The 22,322-nt window shown below is 49.4% G+C and carries 13 protein-coding genes and 4 tRNA genes; all 17 read right to left on the bottom strand.

What is annotated here, in order from left to right; all coding sequences use genetic code 11:
* Window positions 1-414 precede the first annotated feature (414 nt).
* The 17 genes from glmS to JFN88_RS07345 all read right to left on the bottom strand — a co-directional run bounded on the left by glmS (window position 415) and on the right by JFN88_RS07345 (window position 22,188).
* Window positions 415-2,247 (bottom strand): glutamine--fructose-6-phosphate transaminase (isomerizing), encoded by a 1,833-nt coding sequence (gene glmS / locus JFN88_RS07425; protein ID WP_199018694.1) that lies wholly within the window; start codon window positions 2,245-2,247, stop codon window positions 415-417.
* Between the two features lie 824 nt (window positions 2,248-3,071).
* The gene (gene glmM / locus JFN88_RS07420; RefSeq protein ID WP_199018693.1) at window positions 3,072-4,412 is read right to left on the bottom strand and encodes a phosphoglucosamine mutase; all 1,341 of its coding nucleotides are present in this window, start codon (window positions 4,410-4,412) and stop codon (window positions 3,072-3,074) included.
* A gap of 104 nt (window positions 4,413-4,516) precedes the next feature.
* Entirely contained in the window at window positions 4,517-5,938 is a 1,422-nt protein-coding gene (locus tag JFN88_RS07415; protein WP_199018692.1) for a CdaR family protein, read from the bottom strand.
* A complete protein-coding gene (cdaA, locus tag JFN88_RS07410; protein WP_199018691.1) occupies window positions 5,931-6,767 on the bottom strand; it encodes a diadenylate cyclase CdaA in 837 nt (278 codons plus the stop codon). The genes JFN88_RS07415 and cdaA overlap by 8 nt, the downstream gene beginning before the upstream one ends.
* A 377-nt stretch (window positions 6,768-7,144) precedes the next feature.
* Entirely contained in the window at window positions 7,145-7,801 is a 657-nt protein-coding gene (locus tag JFN88_RS07405) for a zf-HC2 domain-containing protein (RefSeq protein WP_199018690.1), read from the bottom strand.
* A 219-nt stretch (window positions 7,802-8,020) separates the two neighbouring features.
* Entirely contained in the window at window positions 8,021-8,587 is a 567-nt protein-coding gene (gene sigW / locus JFN88_RS07400) for an RNA polymerase sigma factor SigW (protein WP_199018689.1), read from the bottom strand.
* Window positions 8,588-8,888: 301 nt separating this feature from the next.
* A complete protein-coding gene (ppc, locus tag JFN88_RS07395) occupies window positions 8,889-11,696 on the bottom strand; it encodes a phosphoenolpyruvate carboxylase (protein WP_199018688.1) in 2,808 nt (935 codons plus the stop codon).
* Between the two features lie 265 nt (window positions 11,697-11,961).
* Entirely contained in the window at window positions 11,962-14,178 is a 2,217-nt protein-coding gene (locus JFN88_RS07390; RefSeq protein WP_199018687.1) for an ABC transporter ATP-binding protein, read from the bottom strand.
* A gap of 15 nt (window positions 14,179-14,193) precedes the next feature.
* Window positions 14,194-14,769 (bottom strand): DUF1854 domain-containing protein, encoded by a 576-nt coding sequence (locus JFN88_RS07385; protein ID WP_199018686.1) that lies wholly within the window; start codon window positions 14,767-14,769, stop codon window positions 14,194-14,196.
* Window positions 14,766-17,072: an ABC transporter ATP-binding protein gene (locus tag JFN88_RS07380; protein ID WP_233167536.1), complete on the bottom strand. Its 2,307-nt coding sequence runs from the start codon at window positions 17,070-17,072 to the stop codon at window positions 14,766-14,768. The genes JFN88_RS07385 and JFN88_RS07380 overlap by 4 nt, the downstream gene beginning before the upstream one ends.
* Before the next feature lie 296 nt (window positions 17,073-17,368).
* Window positions 17,369-18,139, bottom strand: a complete 771-nt coding sequence (locus JFN88_RS07375; protein ID WP_199018685.1) for an MgtC/SapB family protein — start codon at window positions 18,137-18,139, stop codon at window positions 17,369-17,371.
* Window positions 18,140-18,365: 226 nt separating this feature from the next.
* Window positions 18,366-20,552, bottom strand: a complete 2,187-nt coding sequence (locus JFN88_RS07370; RefSeq protein ID WP_199018684.1) for an alpha-galactosidase — start codon at window positions 20,550-20,552, stop codon at window positions 18,366-18,368.
* Window positions 20,553-20,831: 279 nt separating this feature from the next.
* A tRNA-Gly gene (locus JFN88_RS07365) sits at window positions 20,832-20,905 on the bottom strand.
* Between the two features lie 7 nt (window positions 20,906-20,912).
* Window positions 20,913-20,989 (bottom strand) — tRNA-Pro (locus tag JFN88_RS07360).
* 32 nt (window positions 20,990-21,021) lie between these two features.
* Window positions 21,022-21,098 (bottom strand) — tRNA-Arg (locus JFN88_RS07355).
* A gap of 3 nt (window positions 21,099-21,101) precedes the next feature.
* Window positions 21,102-21,176, bottom strand: a tRNA-Gly gene (locus JFN88_RS07350).
* Between the two features lie 145 nt (window positions 21,177-21,321).
* Window positions 21,322-22,188, bottom strand: a complete 867-nt coding sequence (locus tag JFN88_RS07345; protein ID WP_199018740.1) for an ABC transporter ATP-binding protein — start codon at window positions 22,186-22,188, stop codon at window positions 21,322-21,324.
* Window positions 22,189-22,322 lie beyond the last annotated feature (134 nt).

Here is a 22,322-nt window from a genome sequence, read left to right as displayed (position 1 = left end):
CGTTGTGGTGACTATTTTTTACCACAAGGAGATCGCTTTGTCTCTATTCTTTTTGACTTTACAGTTTACTGGAAGCGGATTTGCTCATTTATAATTTTAAATTGTTTTCTTTACGGATACATTTTATTTTATGGCCAATGTCATTCAACTTTTTCACCACCAATCATGTAGTATGTATATTGTTTTTTGGCATTTTTAAAGGGAGCCACGAATTTATCCCTCGGGCTCCCTTCTAGATGCTGAAAATCATTCATCTTGCATTTCGGTTCACGACATCTTTTACTGGTTCACGACTTTTTTATACTGGGACAACTAGTTTTATGACAACTGATCTCCTTTGCCGCTTCATGTCTTGCGAACTTGATGACGGTATTGGTATCTACCCCAAGTTTCTTGGTTTTTAAACAACTCCTATTACTCCACCGTCACACTCTTCGCCAAATTCCGCGGCTTATCCACGTCATGGCCGAGGGCCAGGGAAGCGTAGTAGGAGAGCAACTGCAGCGGGATCACGGACAGGGCCGGTGTGAGCAGCGGCAGCGTGTTCGGAATCGCGAACAGCTCGTCAACCGACTTCGCTACCTCGCCCTCATTGCTGTTATTCGTTACCCCCAGCACATGTGCGCCGCGCGCCTTTACTTCCTTAATATTGCTAAGCGTCTTCTCATACAGCTCTTCTTGCGTTACGAGCGCAATAACAGGCGTGCCCTCTTCAATCAGAGCAAGCGTACCATGCTTAAGTTCACCGGCAGCATAGGCTTCGGAGTGAATGTATGAAATTTCCTTCAATTTCAATGAACCTTCCTGTGCCACCGCAAAATCGAGTCCGCGTCCGATGAAGAACAAGTTGCTGTGCTTGGCAATCGACTCGGCAATTTGCTTCACAGTCTGCGCCTGCTCCAGCAAGGTCTCTACCTTCTCCGGCAAGGTCAGCATTTCTTGCGCAATGCTGCTGATAAACGCCTGATCGCGTGTTTCCAGCGATTGTGCCAGATACAATCCCACCATATAGAAAGCAATAAGCTGAGAAGAATAGGCCTTTGTAGAAGCTACTGCAATCTCGGGACCGGCCCAAGTCGTGACCACATCATCCGCTTCACGGGCAACCGAGCTGCCCACGACATTCGTAATCGCCCATACTCTTGCTCCGCAGCGCTTCGCTTCACGCAATGCAGCGAGCGTATCCGCTGTCTCGCCGGATTGACTGACTACAATTACGAGCGTGTCTTCGGTAATAATCGGGTTGCGGTAACGGTACTCGGAAGCGACATCCGTCTCAACCGGAATGCGAGCCAATTGCTCAATTACCGTCTTGCCAACCAGACCCGCATGGTAGGCTGTTCCGCATGCCACAATGTGAATTTTGCGAATCGCTTTGAGCTGCTCCACAGTCATGCCGATTTCCTTCAGTTGCACGGACTTGCCATCCTCGGAGATACGGCCCAACATCGTTTCACGATAAGCCTTCGGCTGCTCGTAAATTTCCTTGAGCATAAAATGGTCAAATCCGGCTTTTTCCGCCGTAATCAAATCCCAATCGACATGGAATATTTCCTTGGAAATATTTTCGCCCTGAATCGACAGCAATTCAACGCCATCACGTGTCAAAATCGCCATTTCGCCGTCGTCCAGAATATATACATTGCGCGTATGTTCCAGAATCGCCGGAATGTCCGAGCCGATAAAGTTCTCGCCTTCGCCAAGTCCGATGACAAGCGGGCTTGCGTAACGAACAGCAATAAGACGATCTGGTTCATATTCAGTCAACACACCAAGCGCGAATGCGCCGCGCATTCTTTTTACCGCGCGTTGAACGGCTTTTACAATATCTCCATCGTATTCAGAAGCGATCAGGTGGGAGATAACCTCTGTATCCGTCTCCGATACAAAATGCCGTCCCTCCAGACTCAGTTCTTCACGCAGCTCCAGGTAGTTTTCAATAATTCCGTTATGCACAACAGAGAATTTCGTTGAATTATCCGTATGCGGATGGGAGTTCACATCCGATGGCTTGCCATGAGTCGCCCAGCGTGTATGCCCGATCCCAACCGAACCTTGCAACGGCTGCCCTTGCAACTTCTCCTCAAGAATAGCCAGACGGCCCTTGGATTTGCTAATCTCCAGACCTTTATCGGTAAATACTGCAATCCCTGCCGAATCATAGCCACGGTACTCCAGCTTCTTAAGACCCTCCACCAAAATACCCTGCGAATCTCTCATTCCAATATATCCAACAATTCCACACATATTTATATAGACCTCCGTAACGTTTATTTTTGTAAAAACGTCTACGGATGCCTGAGCTCATGCGGCCAGAGGCAGTATTTTGTTGTTACGTCCCCATTAGCCGATGAGATCGGCACCGTGAACGCATAAGCCCGCATCTGTCTTCCCCGCTGGAAGATCAGTCCATGCGTAAGCCTTTACTGATAATATGAATTTGGGCTGCGAATCCATCCTTGCACATAGTCCCCCCTCAGAGGATAAAACTCCATGAGAAAATAGACCTCTCCCGAAGAGAATGGACGCCGCTTCACAATGAAACACCAATGTTTAATCCATATATGAAAAATTCAATAAGTTCCGCCTTACATGCATTCGTTCAACTTTTTAGCATCCTGCCGAACCTTTGTCCGACCAGTTACCCGGTCGTTTTGCGTTTCGACTTACGGTCTGGATGAATAACCGAAGGGTCCCCGCCGAATAAATCCGAACACCCTCACCTCGTCAGCTTGCCTGAAATCCTTTCCGTGGCGATTTCCGCGCAAGCTCTGGCGCTTGTATTGCTATCTGACCTCGACCCTGCCTTTCCTTCTGGAATCATACTACTTATCATATTCATTTTCATACAGAGTTGCAACTACATACTAAAATTTATTCCCATTAAAGGCCTATTAAAGGTTCAAAACCGATATCTGCCCTTTATTCTCAGTTGGGAAAAACGTTGAGGATCAGAGAATTCTTCCGGTCCGGTTAGAGCCCAGCCAAACCCCTGATCAATCCTCACGCAATGTAATGATTAGGCCTCTGGCTGGACATGAAAAGGACAGTTCGTCGTTATAAGAGACGGTTTATCCGAGCTCCGCCTTTACAACTTCAACAATCTGATCAACATAGCGCTGAACAAGATCTTTATCTGGCCCCTCAGCCATAACCCGGATCAAGGATTCCGTACCAGACGGGCGTACAAGCACACGGCCATTATCGCCAAGCTCCTGTTCGACTGCTGCCACAGCAGCGCCAATAGCTTCATTTCCGGCATAAAGGCTCTTGTCTGCTACACGGACATTCACCAGCACCTGTGGAAATTTTCTCATCAACTGCTTCGCCTGACCAAGCTTGCTGCCAGACGCGACTAGCGTGTCTACCAGTTGCAGCGCCGTCAGAATGCCGTCACCCGTTGTATTATAATCAAGGAAAATAACATGCCCGGACTGTTCTCCGCCCAGATTGTAACCGCCGCGGCGCATCTCTTCCATGACATAACGGTCCCCAACTGCGGTCTGTGCTGATTTCAGACCAATCTTCTCCGTCCCTTTGAAGAAGCCGATATTGGCCATTACGGTTGTAACAATTGTATCATCCTTCAATGTACCGGCGCGCTTCATGGCATCGCCGCAAATCGTTAAAATAAAGTCGCCGTCGACCTCTTCGCCCGCTTCATCAATTGCAATCAGGCGGTCCGCATCGCCATCAAAAGACAGACCAAGATCAGCCTTATGCAACAGCACCTGCTCGCGCAAAAATTCCGGATGCGTGGACCCGACGCCATCGTTGATGTTCAAGCCGTTTGGCTCTGCTCCAACTGTAACAACCTCTGCTCCAAGCTCGCGGAATACGGCAGGCGCCAGTTCATAAGCTGCCCCATGCGCGCAATCCAGTGCAACTTTCAAGCCGGAGAAGCTATTTTTGACCGTCGTCTTCAAGAAGCTGATGTAACGCGCCTTCGCGTCCTCCAATACCGTAACCGTTCCGATTCCGCTTCCCTCGGGGCGCGGCAGCTCATCCTGGTCAGCATCCATCAGACGCTCAATTTCAAGCTCCGTATCATCGGACAGCTTGAAGCCGTCTCCAGCGAAAAACTTGATACCATTATCCTCAACAGGGTTATGTGATGCCGAAATCATGACCCCCGCATCTGCACCCAACGTACGCGTCAAATAAGCTACGGCAGGTGTTGATACGACTCCAAGACGGATTACACTGGCTCCGATGGACAGAAGTCCCGCGATCAACGCCGCCTCCAGCATTGGGCCGGATATCCGCGTATCCAGTCCAATAACGACCTTAGGCTTCTCGACTTGACCTGCAAGCACATATCCGCCGCAGCGTCCGATTTTATAAGCCAACTCCGGCGTAAGCTCACGGTTGGCGACTCCTCTAACCCCATCAGTTCCAAAATACTTCCCCATATGCGATTATCCCCTTTAATCTTCAGTAATATATAATTGCAGGCAAGCAACTTGCCAAAGCGCCATCATTCTTTTTTATCTATTTATAAGCTGATGACAATGATTTATCCACCTGAATGCTTCTTGCCATTATCGGAGCTATTTGAATTTGAACCCGTATCAGGCTCGCTTCCTTCCTGATTTCCCTGATTGCCCGGATGTGTCCCCGACCCGGTATTGCTGCCGTTGTCGCGGGGACTCTCTTCAGGATTGCTGCCTGTAGGTTCCTCCTGCTCCTCTATGATCGGGCCACCCGTCTGCTTGCTCTCGATGATCTCAACAACTGCTGTCAGCTTCGAATCGGTTAGCTCTACGAATGCCGGTAGACTGACTTCAATCGAGACCGTATGCCTCCCTGGAGCAAGGCCGCTTAGATCGGCTACAAGCTTGAAGTCATTGGCCCCAATTTCGGCCAGATTACTCGGTGCGCCCCTCACATGTATGTCTGTCCGGCCTTCCTCCGGGGTAATGAATCGGCTCTCCAGCCCATCGGACAGTCCTGTGACTTCGATTGGTATTTGCGGCAATGTCCTTTTCTCATAGGGCGTCACTTCAATATTCAACGTGATCTTATCCGGGCTGACCGACGCGATCCCGCTCATTGGCTTCAATTCCAACGTTAACGTGCCGCTTTCCTTAATCGAAGACAGGTTTACGACAATATTATCGAAATGATCGTATTTATTAAGCTCTGCCTGTGGTCCATAGATTGTCACCTTATCCACCTGCGGCTGCACCGACACCAAACTCAATCCGTTTGACAATGAACCGGTATAGCTAATCCGCAGCGGCAGCTGCTTCGCAGGCTTATTGATCGGTACCTCAACCTCAACGGTTGACGGCTGGACAATCGCTTTCGGAATTTCCATACCCGATTTGTCATAAACGACAAGTTTTGCTCGCTTCTCCGTGACGTTGTTTTCCTCTTTGTCAATGGATACCGACGCTCTCACAGCACCGACCTGCTCCATATAATCTGTAGGCAACGTGACCTGTACCCTATTGCCCGGTCTGACAATCGGAGGGCCAGCCTTGTAATCATTGGCCGGCGTTCCTTTCGTTGTCACCTGAACTTCAAATGTCCGAGTCTCCAGCGGCTCAAGCTGTACGGATACTCGTGCAGGCGAAAGCTCAATGATTTCGACGCGTTTGGGTCCACTCACCTTGAGCGGCAAAATATGATGACCATCCTTGATTCCACTTACATCTACATAAACCTTATAGTCATCCTCAGAGGCAGACAGCAGATCCGAAAATGATCCTTTTGCCATAATACGCACAACGCTTGGCTCAAGTAATCGCAAATCATGCTTGGATGCATCCAGTCCTTCTACTTGCACCTTAATGGCGCCATACTCCTTCGTATCCATTGTATTCGTAACTGCGCCGGGGGTTTGAGGCTCGAAATGAACGGTTGCCCAAAGCAAAATCGCAAGCGCGACCGAAACGACCTTAAGTATGTTGGGGTTATTGAGCCATTTATCCATTCTGCCCCCCCTTTCTCTTCCAGAAGGCCGCTTTCGACTGTGCTTTGTTCGGATTTGATTTCGGAGACAATTCCTCAAACAATTTGGAGATGAGCGATTCCTGCTTGATACCCCTGACGACCATTCCGCCTACTGCCAGCGAAATCTGCCCCGTCTCCTCCGACACAACAACGGAAATCGCGTCACAAACCTCACTGATTCCGATCGCAGCCCTATGGCGCGTACCCAGCTCCTTGCTAATAAAAGGATTCTCAGATAACGGCAAATAACAGGCCGCGGCCATAATCTGGCTCCCCCGGATGATGACCGCTCCATCGTGCAGCGGCGTATTCGGAATGAACAGATTAATCAGCAGCTCCGAGCTGATGTTGGATTCCATGCGTATGCCGGACTCTATGTATTCATTGAGTCCCGTCTGGCGTTCAAATACAATCAAAGCGCCAATCTTGCGCTCTGATAAGTAATTCAAGGATTGAATTAATTGATTAATCTGCTCATTAATCTGAGGATCAGCGCCATTCGAGCGCCCGAACAGTTTCCCCCGTCCTAATTGCTCCAGCGCACGCCGTACCTCCGGCTGAAACAAAATGAGGACTACGGTAATAATACCAAAGGTGAACATCTGGCTCATAAGCCATTTCAATGTATACAGATTAAACCACGTGCTAATGGCCCAAGCTGCCGCGAGTACGAAAATACCTTTCAGCAACTGAACAGCGCGGGTGCCGCGTACAAGCAAAAATAATTTATATATAATAAAACTGACGAGACCTATATCAATCATATCCTTGATCCAGTCTATCCAGGTCAGCTCAGTAAAATAGCTCATAAAGCCAACTCCTATCGACCCTGCAGAGCCGCACCATATTTTTTCACTATCGTCCTAACCTTATTATCTTCTAGATAGAGGTCCGTAAACCCTCTATTTCAACATTAGCTTTTATTAATTTCCTTTTTTAAATAAGCTTAAAAAAAATCAACGATTGTTTTCTGGCAAGGGGAACACTGCGGGACAGAGGATTCTTCCGATCGCTGTTAAAGCCCGATTCCTTTCATGTATGACATTTTGCAGAGGGAATCGGGCTTTAAAGGTGAGCACGTTCGTTTCTCCAGAATTCCTCTGCCCCTTCGTTTTCCCTCCTATCTTTCAAGCGCTGGTTCTTTTATCAGAAAAAAACCTCCCCGTCACCAGGGAGGCTATTGTCATTAGTAGGCCAAGCCGCTGACTGTCTTCGACACTTTGTACCAGAGCCAATCCAACGCTTGATTAATTTCTCGGTTTTCTCCAATGATTTTGGCTGTAGATGCCATTTTCAGAGACCCGTCAATAACGGTGAGATTGCCCATCACTTCGCCTTGAATATCTGCTGTTCCATTCTCAATTGTCAAGTCACCGTGAATCTGGACACCCGGCGGGACGATGACTGTATCGCCATCAATAATGATTCGCTGCAGGTCTTCCCCAGCTCCCTTGACAATTAATTCTGTACCTTGATCCCACATTACAAAAAAGCTTGTCAGCATGACGAGCAAAAAAACAGCTGCTGCCGTAAGTCCGGGATGCCTGCGCACCCAATCCACAAAACCCGGCTTTCTTTTCCGAGCCGGCGGCATCTGCTGCATAATACGACTTGTCAAAGCAGCTACAGCCTGTACCGAACGCCCTTTGCCGTCACCGCGGCTCTCTGAGAGTCCGCTAATCATGGCAGTGTGCGTGAATGCTTCCGTCCGCTGTAACTGTTCAAACCGCTTTTCGCAGCTTGGGCAGATTTTCATATGCTCTTTCAGCTTAATCTTATCTTCCCTTGGCAGTTCGTCGTCTAAATAATCGTGAATCATGACGATGGCGACGTTGCATTCCATGGCAGCCAATCCTTTCTGTAAAATTGCTCTAAGCAGGCGTATTTCTTTATCCGCCGTCCTTGACCGAGCAGCTTCGTTACACCGTGGACATCTAAGTTTGAAGGAGGCGATCTGCTCCCGCACTCTTATATTCCAAGCTCACATGCATGCTATACGATACGTGACGGCGAGAAAGAAGGTTTCATTTTTTTTGAAAAATAACTCGCTTAAAATTATATATTAAAGCACTCGCTCTAGTTTTTTCCTCAAAAACTCCCGGCCTCTATGAACCCGGGTTTTGACCGTTGTGACAGGCATTCCAAGCACATCGCCGATCTCCTGCAGCGACATTTCTTGAAGATAGCGCAGGACCATTACCGTCTTATATTTGACAGGCAATGTTGCCATCGCCTGATGAATAATTTGCTGTGTCTCCGATAGCAATACCTCGCTTTCCGGTGTGCGGTTGTCACTTGGAATCATGGAATATCCATCGAGACCTTCATGGTCGGTCGGCTGCGCATCAAGTGAATAGCTTGGCTTACGCTTGCGAAGCCGATCAATACAGAGATTGGTCGCAATACGGTAGATCCAGGTGGAAAATTTAAGCTTCTCGTCATACCGGTCCAGATTTTTATGTATCCGCAAAAAAGTGTCCTGTACGACATCTTCCGCTTCTTGCCGATTCCCGAGCATTCGGTAAGCCATATGGTAAAGCTTCTCTTGATAAAGGCTGACAATTTCAGCGAAAGCCTGCTGGTCGCCTTTCAGAGATAAACGCGCTAGGTGCGCCTCAATAGATATCACGAATATTCCTCCAAACGAGCCAGTTTGGCCGGAGCGTGTTTCAGTTATTGGAATTTTTTACGAACACAAACGACTTTGCGTCCTTTGGCAGGCCAAAGCTTTTGTTTCGCGCAAGAGTACAGAAACTATGAATAAAAGAGAAACTTATAAAGGCTTGTATTTCAAGACAAGGCTGGGCGCAAAATGGCAATCGCCACTCGTGCCCAGCCTGTTCATTGCATCATACTGCTGTAATCCCCGATTGCAGCGTGGTAGCTATCAGCCTTATACGCATGCGCTCATTCCGACCTATAGCAGCTCTTTAGCCTGTATTCCGAAGACCAGCCGCAATCCCATTAATGGTGAGAAGCACCTCGCGCAGCAGTTCGGTATCATCCTCATCCTTGGAACGAAGCTCGCGTAGTTCCTGCACCAGCTGTACCTGAAGATAGCTAAGCGGGTCCACATACGGATTGCGAAGACGGATCGACTCTTGAATCACCGGCACATTGTCCAGAATTTCGTGCTGGCCGGAAATTTTCAGAATCATCTCCGAAGTCAGTTTGTATTCCTGTTCGATCAGGCCGAAAATCCGCGTACGGATTTCCTCATCCTTAATCATTGAAGCATATTCCCTGGCAATAATCAAATCCGCTTTGGCCAGCGCCATTTGCAGGTTATCAATCAGAGAACGGAAGAATGGGAAATGCTCATACATCTGCTTTAATGTCGCCAGATTTTGCTCGCTGCCGTTCACGTATTCATTCAGTGCCGTGCCCGCAGCATACCATGCCGGGAGCAGATAACGGCTCTGCGTCCATGCAAATACCCACGGAATCGCGCGCAAATCTTCAAAGCGGTCGCTGTTCTTGCGCTTCGAAGGACGGGAACCGATATTCAACTCGCCAACCTCAGCCAGCGGCGTCGACTCGCGGAAGAAAGTGAGGAAGCCCGGGTCACGGAAGATAAGATCCTGATACTTGTTCTGTGCCGTCTCGGAGATTGTCTTCGCGATTTCTTCCCATTGCTCCTTCGTGCTGTCTTCCAGCTTGTTTGGCGGGAATTTCGCCAAACGCGCAGACGTAATGAGCGCCCAAGTCGCTTGCTCCAGACTGCGGTAAGCAATACCCTGCATCGAGTAACGGGAGGAAAGAACCTCACCCTGCTCCGTAATCTTGATACCGCCGCCTACTGTATGCGGAGGTTGAGCCAAAATACTCCGGTTCAACGGCATTCCGCCGCGTCCAAGAGCGCCGCCGCGTCCGTGGAAGAATTTCAGCATGACATCATAAGCGGTGGCAGCAGCTGTAATTTCCTTCAGCGCTACGCGCAGCTCCCAGTTCGCCGTAACCACTCCGCCGTCCTTGTTGCTGTCAGAGTAGCCCAGCATAATTTCCTGCAGATCGCCTCTTGCTTTCACCGCACTGCGGTATATAGGCAGCTCGAACAGGCTGGACATGATGGCAGGCGCCGCGTGCAAATCGTCAATCGTCTCAAACAACGGAACAGATTGCAGCGTACATACGATGCTTCCATCCGCTTCCTGGCGGAACAAGCCCACTTCCTTCGCGAATACCATGACCTCCAGCAGATCGCTTGCTCCCTGGGTCATACTAATCAGGTAACTTGAGATACAGTTGTCACCGAACTCCTGCTGCGCCCGGTACACCGTTTGGTACACATCCAGACATTCACGTGTACTCTCCGAGTAAGTCAGATGCCCGGATGTCAGCGGACGAGGGTCCTTCAGCAAATTGTGCAGCAGCTCTATTTTTTCATCCTCGGACAAATCCGAGTAATTCTCTACAATATGCATCTTAGCCAGAATCTCAGTCATCGCGTTCTCATGCTCTTTGCTGTGCTGGCGAATATCCAGCGCCGACAGATGGAAGCCGAACAGCTCCACTTGACGAATCAGCTTGCGAACATGAGTATCCGCTACGTAATCGGCAAAATGATGACGCAGGCTGCGGTCAATAATGTACAAATCCTGCTTCAGTTCCTCCGGCGAATTATAGCGCTTGTTCGTGCCTTTCAGGGACTCATCGCGCGTATTGATCAGTTTTTCGATCATGTAGGACACTTTCGTCCGGTAAGGCTCTTTCTCATTGCGACGGAATTCGACGCATTGAACGGTGCCGATTGCGTCTTCGTCCTTACGAATAGACTCCAGCAGCTCATCCGGAATATGGACAATATTCGTGCTGAAGCTGAGCACATTCACTAGTTCCTTGAGAATGGACTCGTATTTGCTTAATACCAATTGGCGCTGCATCGCCAGCGTTTCCCAGGTCACATTAGCAGTTACAGAAGGATTGCCGTCACGGTCGCCGCCAATCCACGACCCGAAGCGAAGATAGGTAGGGACATGCCAGTCGCGGCCCGGATAATATTTCTCCAGATTGCGCTCCAGCTCCTCATACACGTTAGGAAGCACCTCGAACAGTGTCTCCTCAAAATAGTACATGCCGTTGCGGACTTCATCCAGAACCGTAGGCTTGCGGTCGCGCAGCTCGTCTGTTTGCCAGAGCGTCAGCACTTCATTCAACAGCTTCTCCCGCAGCTTTTCCCGTTCACGGTAGGTCAGAGTCGGATTATCCAGTTCCATGACTTCCGCTGCCATCCGCTTATGAATGTCCATAACAGCGCGGCGCGTTGCTTCTGTAGGATGCGCGGTCATAATAAGCTCAAGGGAAATGCCGGACAACATATCCTCGACATCCTCGATGGATACATTCTGTTCCTTCAGTTCCTTGATCGCGCTCTCGATAGAACCCGGCTGAACCGCTTCACCAGCCGAGCGCTCATAGTCGCGCTTGCGGCGGACACGATGGTTCTGCTCCGCAATATTCACCAACTGAAAATAAATGGCGAATGCACGTATAACCTGATGGCGAATCTCTGGACTCAAACCCTCAGTTACTTTTTTGAACTCGTCGTAAAGCTCCGGGAGAAATTCAGCGCGCAGCGTCTTGCTCATTTCCCGGATCTTTTCCACGATCTCAAGAAGCTCCTTGCCGCCCTGATGGACAAGCACCTCGCCCAGAATGTTTCCTAAAAAGCGAACATCCCGTCGCAGCAGATTGCTTGGCTGCGACCGGTTTGCCGTTACTGTGTTTTGTTCCGACATAACGTTCCTCCTGTATGCATCACTTGCACCGACGCGTTTTCACTCTTTCTATCATACTATAAAATGAAATCATGTTGAAGTATTTCCTTTAGAACTAAATGAATAAGAATTTGGATAGACCTTGCGCGTCAAAAGAAGCCGCCGCGCGCTTTCCGCGCGAAGCAGCTTCTTACCGGAGCCAATATGCAAGTTTTACATCGTACATATTTAACCACATTCATGAATGTTCACCCGGCAGAAGCAATTAAGAGCGGGAAGCGAGGTCCTATATAGCTAGCTCTTCCTTTTGCTCCTTCTTGGACATTTGCCGCTGGGCCGTAATCAGCTTATAGTAAATGCCTCTCTTCTCCACTAGTTCGGCATGTGAGCCAACTTCGGCGACCTTGCCTTTCTCCAGCACAACCAGCCGATCGGCATTGCGCAGGGTCGACAGCCTATGTGCGATCGCAATCGTCGTCCGCCCCTTCATTACTCGCTGGAGCGCCTCCTGAATGACGCCTTCGGTTTCAATATCAAGCGCTGAGGTCGCTTCGTCGAGAATGAGCAGCGGCGGATCATTCAGAATCGCTCTGGCTATTGCCAGTCGCTGGCGCTCCCCGCCGGATATATTGTTGCCGTTCTCCTCCAACAACGTGTCATACCCATCCGGCAGGTTCATAATAAACGAATGCGCATTCGCGATTCGGGCCGCCCGGATTACCTCCTCATTCGTCGCGTCCGGTTTGGAATACCGGATATTATCGAGTATTGTACCCGTGAACAGGAACGTCTCCTGCAGCACAACCCCGATCTGGGAGCGCATATCCTCCTGCTGAATCTCCCTGATATTCACTCCGTCTATGAGAATCTCGCCTTCATTTACATCATAGAAACGGGATGCCAAATTAATAAGCGTTGATTTCCCCGACCCGGAATGACCGACAAGTCCGATCATTTCCCCTTCACGTATCGTAAAGGACACACCCTTCAATACCGGCTCATAGGACTTATAGCCAAAGTAGACGCCGCGGAACTCAATTTCGCCACGAATCCTGTGCTGAACCGCCTGCTGTGCTTCAAGCACCTCGGGCTGCTCCTCAATAACCGAGAATACACGGTCAATCGATATGAGCGCATTGGCCACCCATCTGGGCATAAACATCATCCAGGCGATCGGACCAAAAACCATCGACGCGTACATGCTGAACTTGATCAGCTCACCCACATTCATCTGGTTGTCCAGAATCATATTGCAGCCAATGAGCAGCACAAAATATTGACCGAGCTGGATCAGGTAGTTTGTAATCGGAGCCAGCACATTGAACAGCGTCTCGCTTTTAATCGTAGCGGCTGCGAATTCACTGTTGTAGGTGCGAAATCGTTTGATCTCCCGCCCTTCTTTGCCGAACGCCTTAACTACCCGAATACCGCTCAACACATCATGCAAGAATGAATTGGCCCTGTCGTAAATTCTCCATTGTTTGTGGAACAGCTTCCACAGTACGTGCTTCCAGATATACATGTTCATGTATGCAACAATCGGAGCGGGAAGCAGCACGACAAAAGCCAACCGCCAATCGGCGGAGAACAGCAGAACACTGGCTGCCACCAGCAAAATCAGCTGATAGATCGCTGTCGTGCATAATTCCTGGATCAATTGCCGGATTCGGTCCGTATCGCCCGTAACCCGGTTCATAATGTCTCCTGCCCGCTGCGAGGTCATGAATCCCAGCGACAGGCTTTGTGCTTTCTCATACACCATCTTGCGCAGATCGGCGGCAATATTGGAACTGACATTCGCCATCACGCGCGCCCTTACAATCGCTAAGAGCTCCCCGATGACAAGTCCGCCAACCAACGCCGCAATCGCAATATAAAAAAGCGTCATGCTGGGGCTTTGTCCAGCCGGGGGCTCAAGCGCTCCGTTAATTAAAATCTCCTGAAAATACGGCCCCGCCAGCGCAATAACGGAAGCTGCGACCATTGCGATCAGCCCTGCCGTTAGCAGCTTCCAGTGCGCTTTGGAGACGACGAGCAGCTTTTTGAACGCTTCAGCCTTGCTCATGCATCTTGGGCATACGCGCGCCCCCGCTACAAGCCGCCCCCCGCATTTGGCACAGGAAGCTTCCTCCTCATTGTTAAAAATCCGGATTTTGCGATTGGCTGCTTTATCATTCAGCGCCTGCGCAACGTAGCCGAAGCGGGCCGCATGCTCCATCGTCGAACGGACCAAGACCCGCTTGCCCTGCCCATCCTCCGTCTCCAGCACAACATTCCCGATGAGCGGTATGACCTTATATTCCCAAGAGTCGGCAATAACGCCAATCTCCTTCGCTTTTCCGTTCTCGATGTAAGCCCACTTATCTTTTCCAACCACCAGGTAGCCGGCTGTCCGGTATCCAAGCAGAGACAAATTTGCTGGCACGCAATATTCAATCTCTGTTCCAACAGCCTGCACAGCAGCCAGCCTATCCTGCTCCGCAAGCAAAAAATTCAAATTCATCTGCTTTTTCATCCCCTACATGCAGATTTCCACCATCCGATACTCTTTATCTGTCAGCCTATTCATATCCGGAATAACGAACCGGTTGCCGTCCACATCAGTTACAAGCAGCCGGTTCGGCGTTACCAGCTTGGCATTCCCGCCGCCATTCCTGACAGTGAATCGACATAGCCCGGCAGTTGTCTCCGTCTCCCAGTAGGAGTAGCCGAACTCTTCCTTGACCGCGATCACTCGCTTGATTTCCGGGGTAAAATACCGAATTTGCAGTTGCTCCTCCAGCAGTTGCGCAATCTCTTCGGAGAAATCCTCCAGACTGCGGATCATCCCGATTTCCTTGTTTTCAACCGTCCGAACGGACAAATACATTCGCTTGTTCGTATGCGGAAAGGAGCAATGCACATAGACAACAGGATGCGTCTGGTCCCCGACTGTTACAGACAGCATGCTGCCTGCAGTTTTGCTAAATTCCGCATTGTCCTTCGTCAAATAATAGATATCTGCTGCATCGGACAAAGAACCTGCTGTGCCCTCCTGAACTGCCTCAGCCGCTTGGCTCGCAACTGTTTCCTTTTCTGAAGTCGTTGAGATCATGCCGGAATCACCTCGCTCATTTTTAAAGCCTCGTCATGCTTCTTCACCAACTTGTAATAAGCGCCCTCCGTGCTCATGAGCGACTCGTGCGTTCCTTCCTCCACGACCTTGCCCTGATCCATGACAACCAGATAATCAGCATTGCGAAGTGTTGAGAGCCGATGGGCAATCGCAATTGTTGTGCGCCCCTTAATGAGCTTATCCAGCGCCTCCTGAATTTGCAGTTCGGTCTCCGTATCCAGCGAAGCCGTCGCTTCATCGAGAATAAGAATTTGGGGGTTATGCAAAATCGCCCGCGCGATGGACAAACGCTGCTTTTCTCCTCCCGACAGATTGTATCCGCCCGTTCCGACCAGCGTATCGTAGCCGTCCGGCAGCTTCTCAATAAAGTCATGGGCGTTAGCAATTTTCGCCGCGTGGATAATATCCATGACACTGCAATCCGGATTGGCGTACGCAATATTCTCAGCGATGCTTCCCGAGAATACGTACACGTCCTGCGATACGATCCCGATATTGGAGCGAAGAGATTCGGCAGCCAAATCCTTTACATTCACTCCGTCAATGGTTATTGCGCCTTCATTCACATCGTAAAGCCGAGAAATCAGGTTGACCAGCGTCGACTTGCCTGCCCCGGAATGTCCGACGACACCAAGCATTTGTCCTGCTTTTACATGCAGGGTCACATCCTTCAATATCGCTTTATTCGGCTCATAACCAAATACAACATGCTTGACCTCAATCTCGCCCTTCAGGACCGGAATGCGAATCGCATCTTCCTTCTCCTTTACATCGGGAGTGGCATCCTGAATTTCAAAAATCCGCTGCGATGCCGTCATGCAATGTGACCACCAGCCGACAATATTATTCATAAACTGAACAGGTCCATACAACATATACATATAGTTGACAAAAGTCAGTACGAGCCCGAAGGAGATTTGGCCTCCCATTACCATCCAGCCCCCGAACGCCCAGATCAGCATGCCCCCCATTTGGGTAAGCACGTTGAGCACTGGAAAGATCGTTCCGCTAAGCCGATCGTAATGCTGCTCCGAGCCGGAGAAATTGATATTCGCCCGCTGGAACCGTTCGTTCTCCTTATGTTCCATGCCAAATGCCTTGACGACCCGAACTCCCTTGATGGAATCACTAATGATCGAGTTCATAGCCGACACTCTGCGATGTCTGCGCCACGATAGCCGCCACAGCTTGGGAAACACTTTGCGCACCAGCAGGATAACAATCGGCAGCGGGAGAAAGCACAGCAGCGTGAGCTTCCAATCCAGCAGCAGTAGAATGACCGTAATCCCGATAATATTCATCGCATTCACGATAAAGTAAGAGAGCCCGTCAATGAAAAACATTTGCAGCTCCGCTGAATCGTTATTGACTCTGGTCATGAGCTGGCCAGTCTGTTTTCGCTGGAAAAAGTTAAGCGACAAACGCTGCATCGCCGAGAAGATGGATGATTTCAGATCAAATACAATGTTAGCGGCCATTTTCGCATTGATAATTCCGAACCACACTCCGAATAAGAGCGACAGCGTACGAAACACAATAACCAGCAAAATAACCAGACCAATCTGTCCGGCAAAATATCCCTCGCCTTTCAACGCTTGATCAAACAAGGCTGCCCCCGTCAAATACGGGATGACAAGTCCGGTCGCGGAATTCAGCAGCATCAGTACAATAACTAGCAGCACTGCCGCTTTATAAGGCTTTGCAAATGACAGCAGCCTGACGAACAGCGCGCTCTTCTTCATGCATTTCGGGCAAATTTCACGACCTTCTTCCGGGTAAATGCGTCCGCACTTGGGACAGGAGGCGTTGGCCCCTACATCCTCCAACAGCTCGCTGTCGATTTCTTCCTGCCCCTTCAGCTTCCCAAAGATCGCGGTCAGCTTGGTCGCCTGGCTCATCAATCCATTGGTAAACGCCGCAATAATATTCTCCTCCGGCGCCTTCATGACCAACATGCCCGAGGCAACAAGATTGACAATGAAAACGGATTCAATTTCTTCAATTTTCAACGTTCGAACCGACCATTGGCCTTCCTCCTGTAGCACTGGCCTGGTTGCGTTCCTGACCGGAAGCGCGTATCCTTTATAGGTCTTCTCCTGGTCCGGTTCCTTGAGACTTGTAGCAATAAGCAGCTCATGCCGGGTCAAAGCAAGGTACGTATCGAGGAATTGCCCGTCCGTCGTACGGTCGCATGTCATCTGGAACAGAACATCCTTCTCTGTCCACCCTTGCTGCTCCAACACGTTAAATTTGTCTATCGAATGAATAATCATCAACTCCATAGATTGTATCCATAAATACAAAACATCCTATTTACGCATACGCTCCTTTTTACAGTAGCAGTACTTGAATCTTATTTCCGATCACCCCTTTTTGTCAACCTTTACCTAATGTAAAAAATATTCCTAAACAGTTTTCGCCTGGCAGAAAAAAAAACAGGACTTCCCCTGTAATTGCAACATTCACCAATTGCAACATTCATCAGGAGAAAGTCCTGTTTGTGCATGAAGCTTAACCTTGGTCAATTCAACGGCGAAATTTCCTTCGACGGACAAGAGCTTCGTTTCACGCATATTCCCTACTGATTCAAAGCATTTTCCTTTTCTGTACGCATGTCTCGGGAATCTCCCGTCACTTTCAAAAATCCGGTTTTCGTGCACAATACTTGATTCATAGCGATAATTTGCTCCATTGCCCTGCTGAGCCCTTTTTGGTTTTTCGTTTTGACATTCAGCTTCATTTCTGTCATAACCACCGCCGGCCCGCCGGACTTCAGCTCTTTCTCAGAGCTGAATTTCACGTGTACAACCTGAATCTTCTCCTGCTCCAGCTCCGCGAAAATAGCCCCCGTCACTCCAGGCGTGTCCACAATTTTGATCATCACCTCATGATGTCGGCGATGACGCAGCATGTGCGACTCAATCTTATTCAGCACGAACAAACTAACGAGGACAATCGCGGTCGCCAGTACCGCAGTGAACAAAAATCCCGCGCCTACACACAAGCCGATACCTGCCACGACCCAAATCGAAGCCGCTGTCGTCAGACCAGATATTGTGGACCCTGTGCGGAGTATCGCCCCAGCGCCCAAAAATCCGATACCGCTAACGACCTGTGCCGCCAGACGAGCCGGGTCCATTCGGACATTGGCCTCGTCCACAAATGCTGTAAATCCGTACGCTGACAACAACATAATAATAGTTGCTCCAATACATACGAGAATGTGCGTGCGCAATCCGGCTGCATGATTGCTCCATTCGCGCTCCAATCCGATGAGGCCGCCCAATGCGACGGATATTAAAATCCGGAGCGTCAAATCCCATTCTGATATATACCATGCACTTGCCACATGTTCAGCCCCCTTCCCCTTGCCATTTCCAACAGGCCTCCAGCCATATAGCAATCATTATAAGACAAATGGGGAGACATTGCTGCAACTTTTTTCAGAAAATTGTTATGCACCGACGCAAAGAAACGCAAGCGGGCGCTGCCCCGTCTGAAAACTAGGACAAATTCCGCTTACGCTTAGATATACGAATGAAAGGACAATTAAATGCTAATTTTGAACAATTGGATTATGCTTTAGGCTTCAAATGCCACATTTGACTTTGGAAATCCCCCTGAAGCTCATTGACCGGCAGTCCGGCATACATCAGGTAATCCCCGCCATATACTTCGCCGTCGATTTCGTAATCCGCCTGCGGGTTCAATCCTTGCAGACGAAGACGCTTCAGCGGTGCATTCGGTTCAGCAAGCACACGGAAGTAGAAGGCCACCGCCTCGGTTTGCTCTTCAGAAACGATGACCCAAGCCGTATCATTGCCTTCGAACGGGCTCAATAGACGGTACTGATTTCCGAACTGAATAAGCGATCGCAATTGCTTGTACTGTGCAACCTGCTTCTTCACGATTGTCTTTTCCTCATCGGTGAAACGGGTCAGATCAAGCTCATAACCAAAGTTGCCGGACATCGCCACATTGCCGCGCATTTCCAGTGATGTAGTACGGTGAACCTGATGGTTCGGCACTGCCGACACATGTGCGCCCATAGTGCTGATCGGGTATACCAAGCTTGTACCATATTGAATTTTCAGACGGCTAACCGCATCTGTATTGTCACTTGTCCAAGTCTGCGGCATGTAATACAGCATACCCGGATCAAAACGGCCGCCGCCCCCGGAGCAGCTTTCAAACAGAATATGCGGGAATTGAGTCGTCAAACGCTCCAGCACACGATACAAGCCGAGAATATAACGGTGGGCAGTCTCGCGTTGGCGTTCAGGCGTACGTCCTGCGGAACCGATTTCCGTCATGTTGCGGTTCATGTCCCATTTCACATACGTAATCGGAGCGCTGCTCAGAATAGCTGCAAGCTGATCTGCAATAGCATCGCATACATCCTCTCTGGAGAAATCCAGAATCAGCTGTTGACGCCCTTCTGTTCTTCTACGGCCCTCTACATGCAGACACCAGTCCGGGTGGTTGCGATACAAATCACTGTCTGGAGAAATCATCTCTGGCTCGAACCACAGACCAAACTCCATATCCATATTGCGAACACGCTCGGCAAGATCATTCAGGCCGTTTGGCAGCTTCCGCTTATCAACCACCCAGTCGCCCAGAGAGCTGTTGTCGCTGTCTCGCTTGCCGAACCAGCCGTCATCAAGCACGAACAATTCGATGCCAAGCTCTGATCCTGCTTTCGCAATTTGTTCGATCTTGTCTGCGGTAAAATCGAAATACGTCGCCTCCCAGTTGTTTACCAGTACCGGACGCGGCTTATCGCGGAATTCACCACGGCAAAGGCGGGTGCGGTACAGCTTGTGATAATTGCGGGACATCCCGCCAATCCCTTCGGCTGAGAAGACCAAAACAGCTTCCGGTGTCTGGAAGGACTCGCCCGGTTCAAGCAGCCAGCTGAAATCAAACGGCTGAAGCCCCATGGTGACGCGGGTTGTTCCGTAAGGCTCGACCTCTGCTTGCGCGGAGAAGCCGCCGCTATACACCAGGCTGAATCCGTAAACTTCACCTTGATGCTCGGTTGCATCCTTGGAGAGCAGAGCGATAAAAGGGTTATGCTGATGGCTGCTGGCGCCTCTGCGACTTTCTACCCCTTGAACGCCGGAAGCGAGCGGGCGACGCTCCAGATAACGCTCTCTTGCCCAGCTGCCGGACAGATGGATCAGATCAAAATCCTGATGATCCAGGTCCACTGCCACGCTGAGTGCGCGAAGCAGCTTGATATCTTCTGAGCCTACATTTTCAAAATGAACAGAACGCGCAATCGCGTCCACATCTTTGAACACCGAGTAAGACAATGTGATCTTCAGTCCGGCCAATTGGTCCAGCAGTTCCAGCTCCAGTGTTTGAGCTTCGCCGCTATCCTCTACATAGGTTGCCGGAAGTCCATCGAGTGGCGACTTGCCATCAATAATGCGGTGCGAGACGTAAAGCGCCTCCGATATCGTCGAACCGTCCGGACGTTGAATTTGATAGGCAGGATGACGCAGATCGCCTGCGCCATATGCAGGATACTCTTGTGGAAGCGTATCCAATGAAACCCGTTTATCATCCGGGGATGAACTTGGGGAGAATGAACATCTTTCCTTAAATTGCAGAATCCGTCCAAGCTGCTGCTGGCGAAGCTTAGGCCCCCAGTATACATGTGCTGGAATGCCGCTGTTAACTAATTGAATGACATAACTTGCGCTTTTGCTCTGCAAGTGAAAAGTACGTTCTGTTGAATCAAAATGAATAGGCATTAAAAACCCTCCGATCTTTTAGTGAAATTTCACTTTATAAATACACAGTAAAAAAGAAAACTTTACTTATACTATACTTTAAAAGTAAAGAAACGATCAACCTTTTCTGTATTCCATTATTTTAAAAGTGATATTCGAGATGAAATTAGTTTATTTTCACTGAATTTTAAAGTGTATGCCCCATGAGTCCGTCAGACGGAGAAAACACACCCCGTTGATAATCGAAAATTAGATAAACAAAAAAAATCCTTGGTTACAAGGATTTCAGAAGTTTTGTTATGGAGCGGGTGATGGGAATCGAACCCACGCTATTAGCTTGGAAGGCTAAAGTTCTACCATTGAACTACACCCGCATATTGATGGTCGGGACGACACGATTTGAACATGCGACCCCCTGGTCCCAAACCAGGTGCTCTACCAAGCTGAGCTACGTCCCGTTATATGATAAGGCAATCTTCATTGCTGTAAATGGCGTGCCCTGAGAGATTCGAACTCCCGACCTTTTGATTCGTAGTCAAACGCTCTATCCAGCTGAGCTAAGGGCACTAATGGAGCGGAAGACGGGAATCGAACCCGCGACCCTCGCCTTGGCAAGGCGATGCTCTACCGCTGAGCCACTTCCGCACATTAATTACTCTCTCACTACCGCTGTTCATCGGCGGCGACAAGAAATAATATACCACGTATCAAAATCAATTGCAACTTGTTTTTTATTTTTTCTTCTCTGTTTTCATGCTTGTTTTCGCATTACACTCCACAACTGCAATGGCTACGCTCCCACTGGCGCCAGCTTGCGTATATCCTGCTCGTTGCGCTCTGGTTTCTCCTGATGCTCTTGAGGTTCTTGATGCGGATGAATAAGCGCAAACGGCAGGCAAAGCGGTACTCCCGAGCGCGGATCCAGCACAATATCCGCTTCAATGTTGAACACTTCCCGGAAAATCTCTGGCGTCATCACCTCAGCCGGTGCCCCTACCCCTGCTACCTTGCCGCTCTTAATCGCAATCATGTGCTGAGCGTAACGGGACGCGTGATTCAAATCATGCACGACCATGACGATGGTCCGTTGCTCTTCCCGGTTGAGCTTCTCCAGCAGCTGCAGTACTTCCAATTGATGCGCCATGTCCAGGAATGTCGTGGGCTCATCCAGGAAAATGATATCTGTCTCCTGAGTCAAGGTCATTGCAATCCAGGCACGCTGACGCTGACCTCCGGATAGTTGATCCACAGGACGATCAGCGAACATGCTCATGCCGGTAGCATCCAGCGCCCAGCTTACAATTTTACGATCCTCGGCGCTCATGGAGCCAAAGCCCTTCTGGTAAGGGAATCGTCCGTAAGATACCAGCTCCGAAACAGTCAGACCGTCAGGCGCAGTCGGATTTTGCGGCAAAATTGCCAATTGCTTCGCCACTTCCTTCGTGGATTGCTTATGAATGGACTTCCCGTCCAGCAATACACTTCCGTTCTTTGGAGACATTATTCTGGCAAGCGTTTTGAGAATGGTGGATTTACCGGAACCGTTCGCGCCAACTAGCGCTGTAATTTTGCCTTGAGGTATGGCAATGTTTAAATCTTCAACGATCATTCTTTTCTCATAAGCAATATCCAGATTAGTTGTCGTCAAACGAATCATCCGCATCACACACTCCATTCAATTTATATCCTTCATTCAACACACGGCCTTTTTTACATTATGTTAATGATAATCGTTCTCACATCTATTGTCAACAGATTCTTAAAGAATTATGTAACAGCGATCGGGAGAAT

The sequence above is a fragment of the Paenibacillus roseus genome, from assembly GCF_016424485.1.
GTDB lineage: Bacteria > Bacillota > Bacilli > Paenibacillales > Paenibacillaceae > Paenibacillus_D > Paenibacillus_D roseus.
This window is presented reverse-complemented; position numbering and strand designations above follow the sequence as displayed.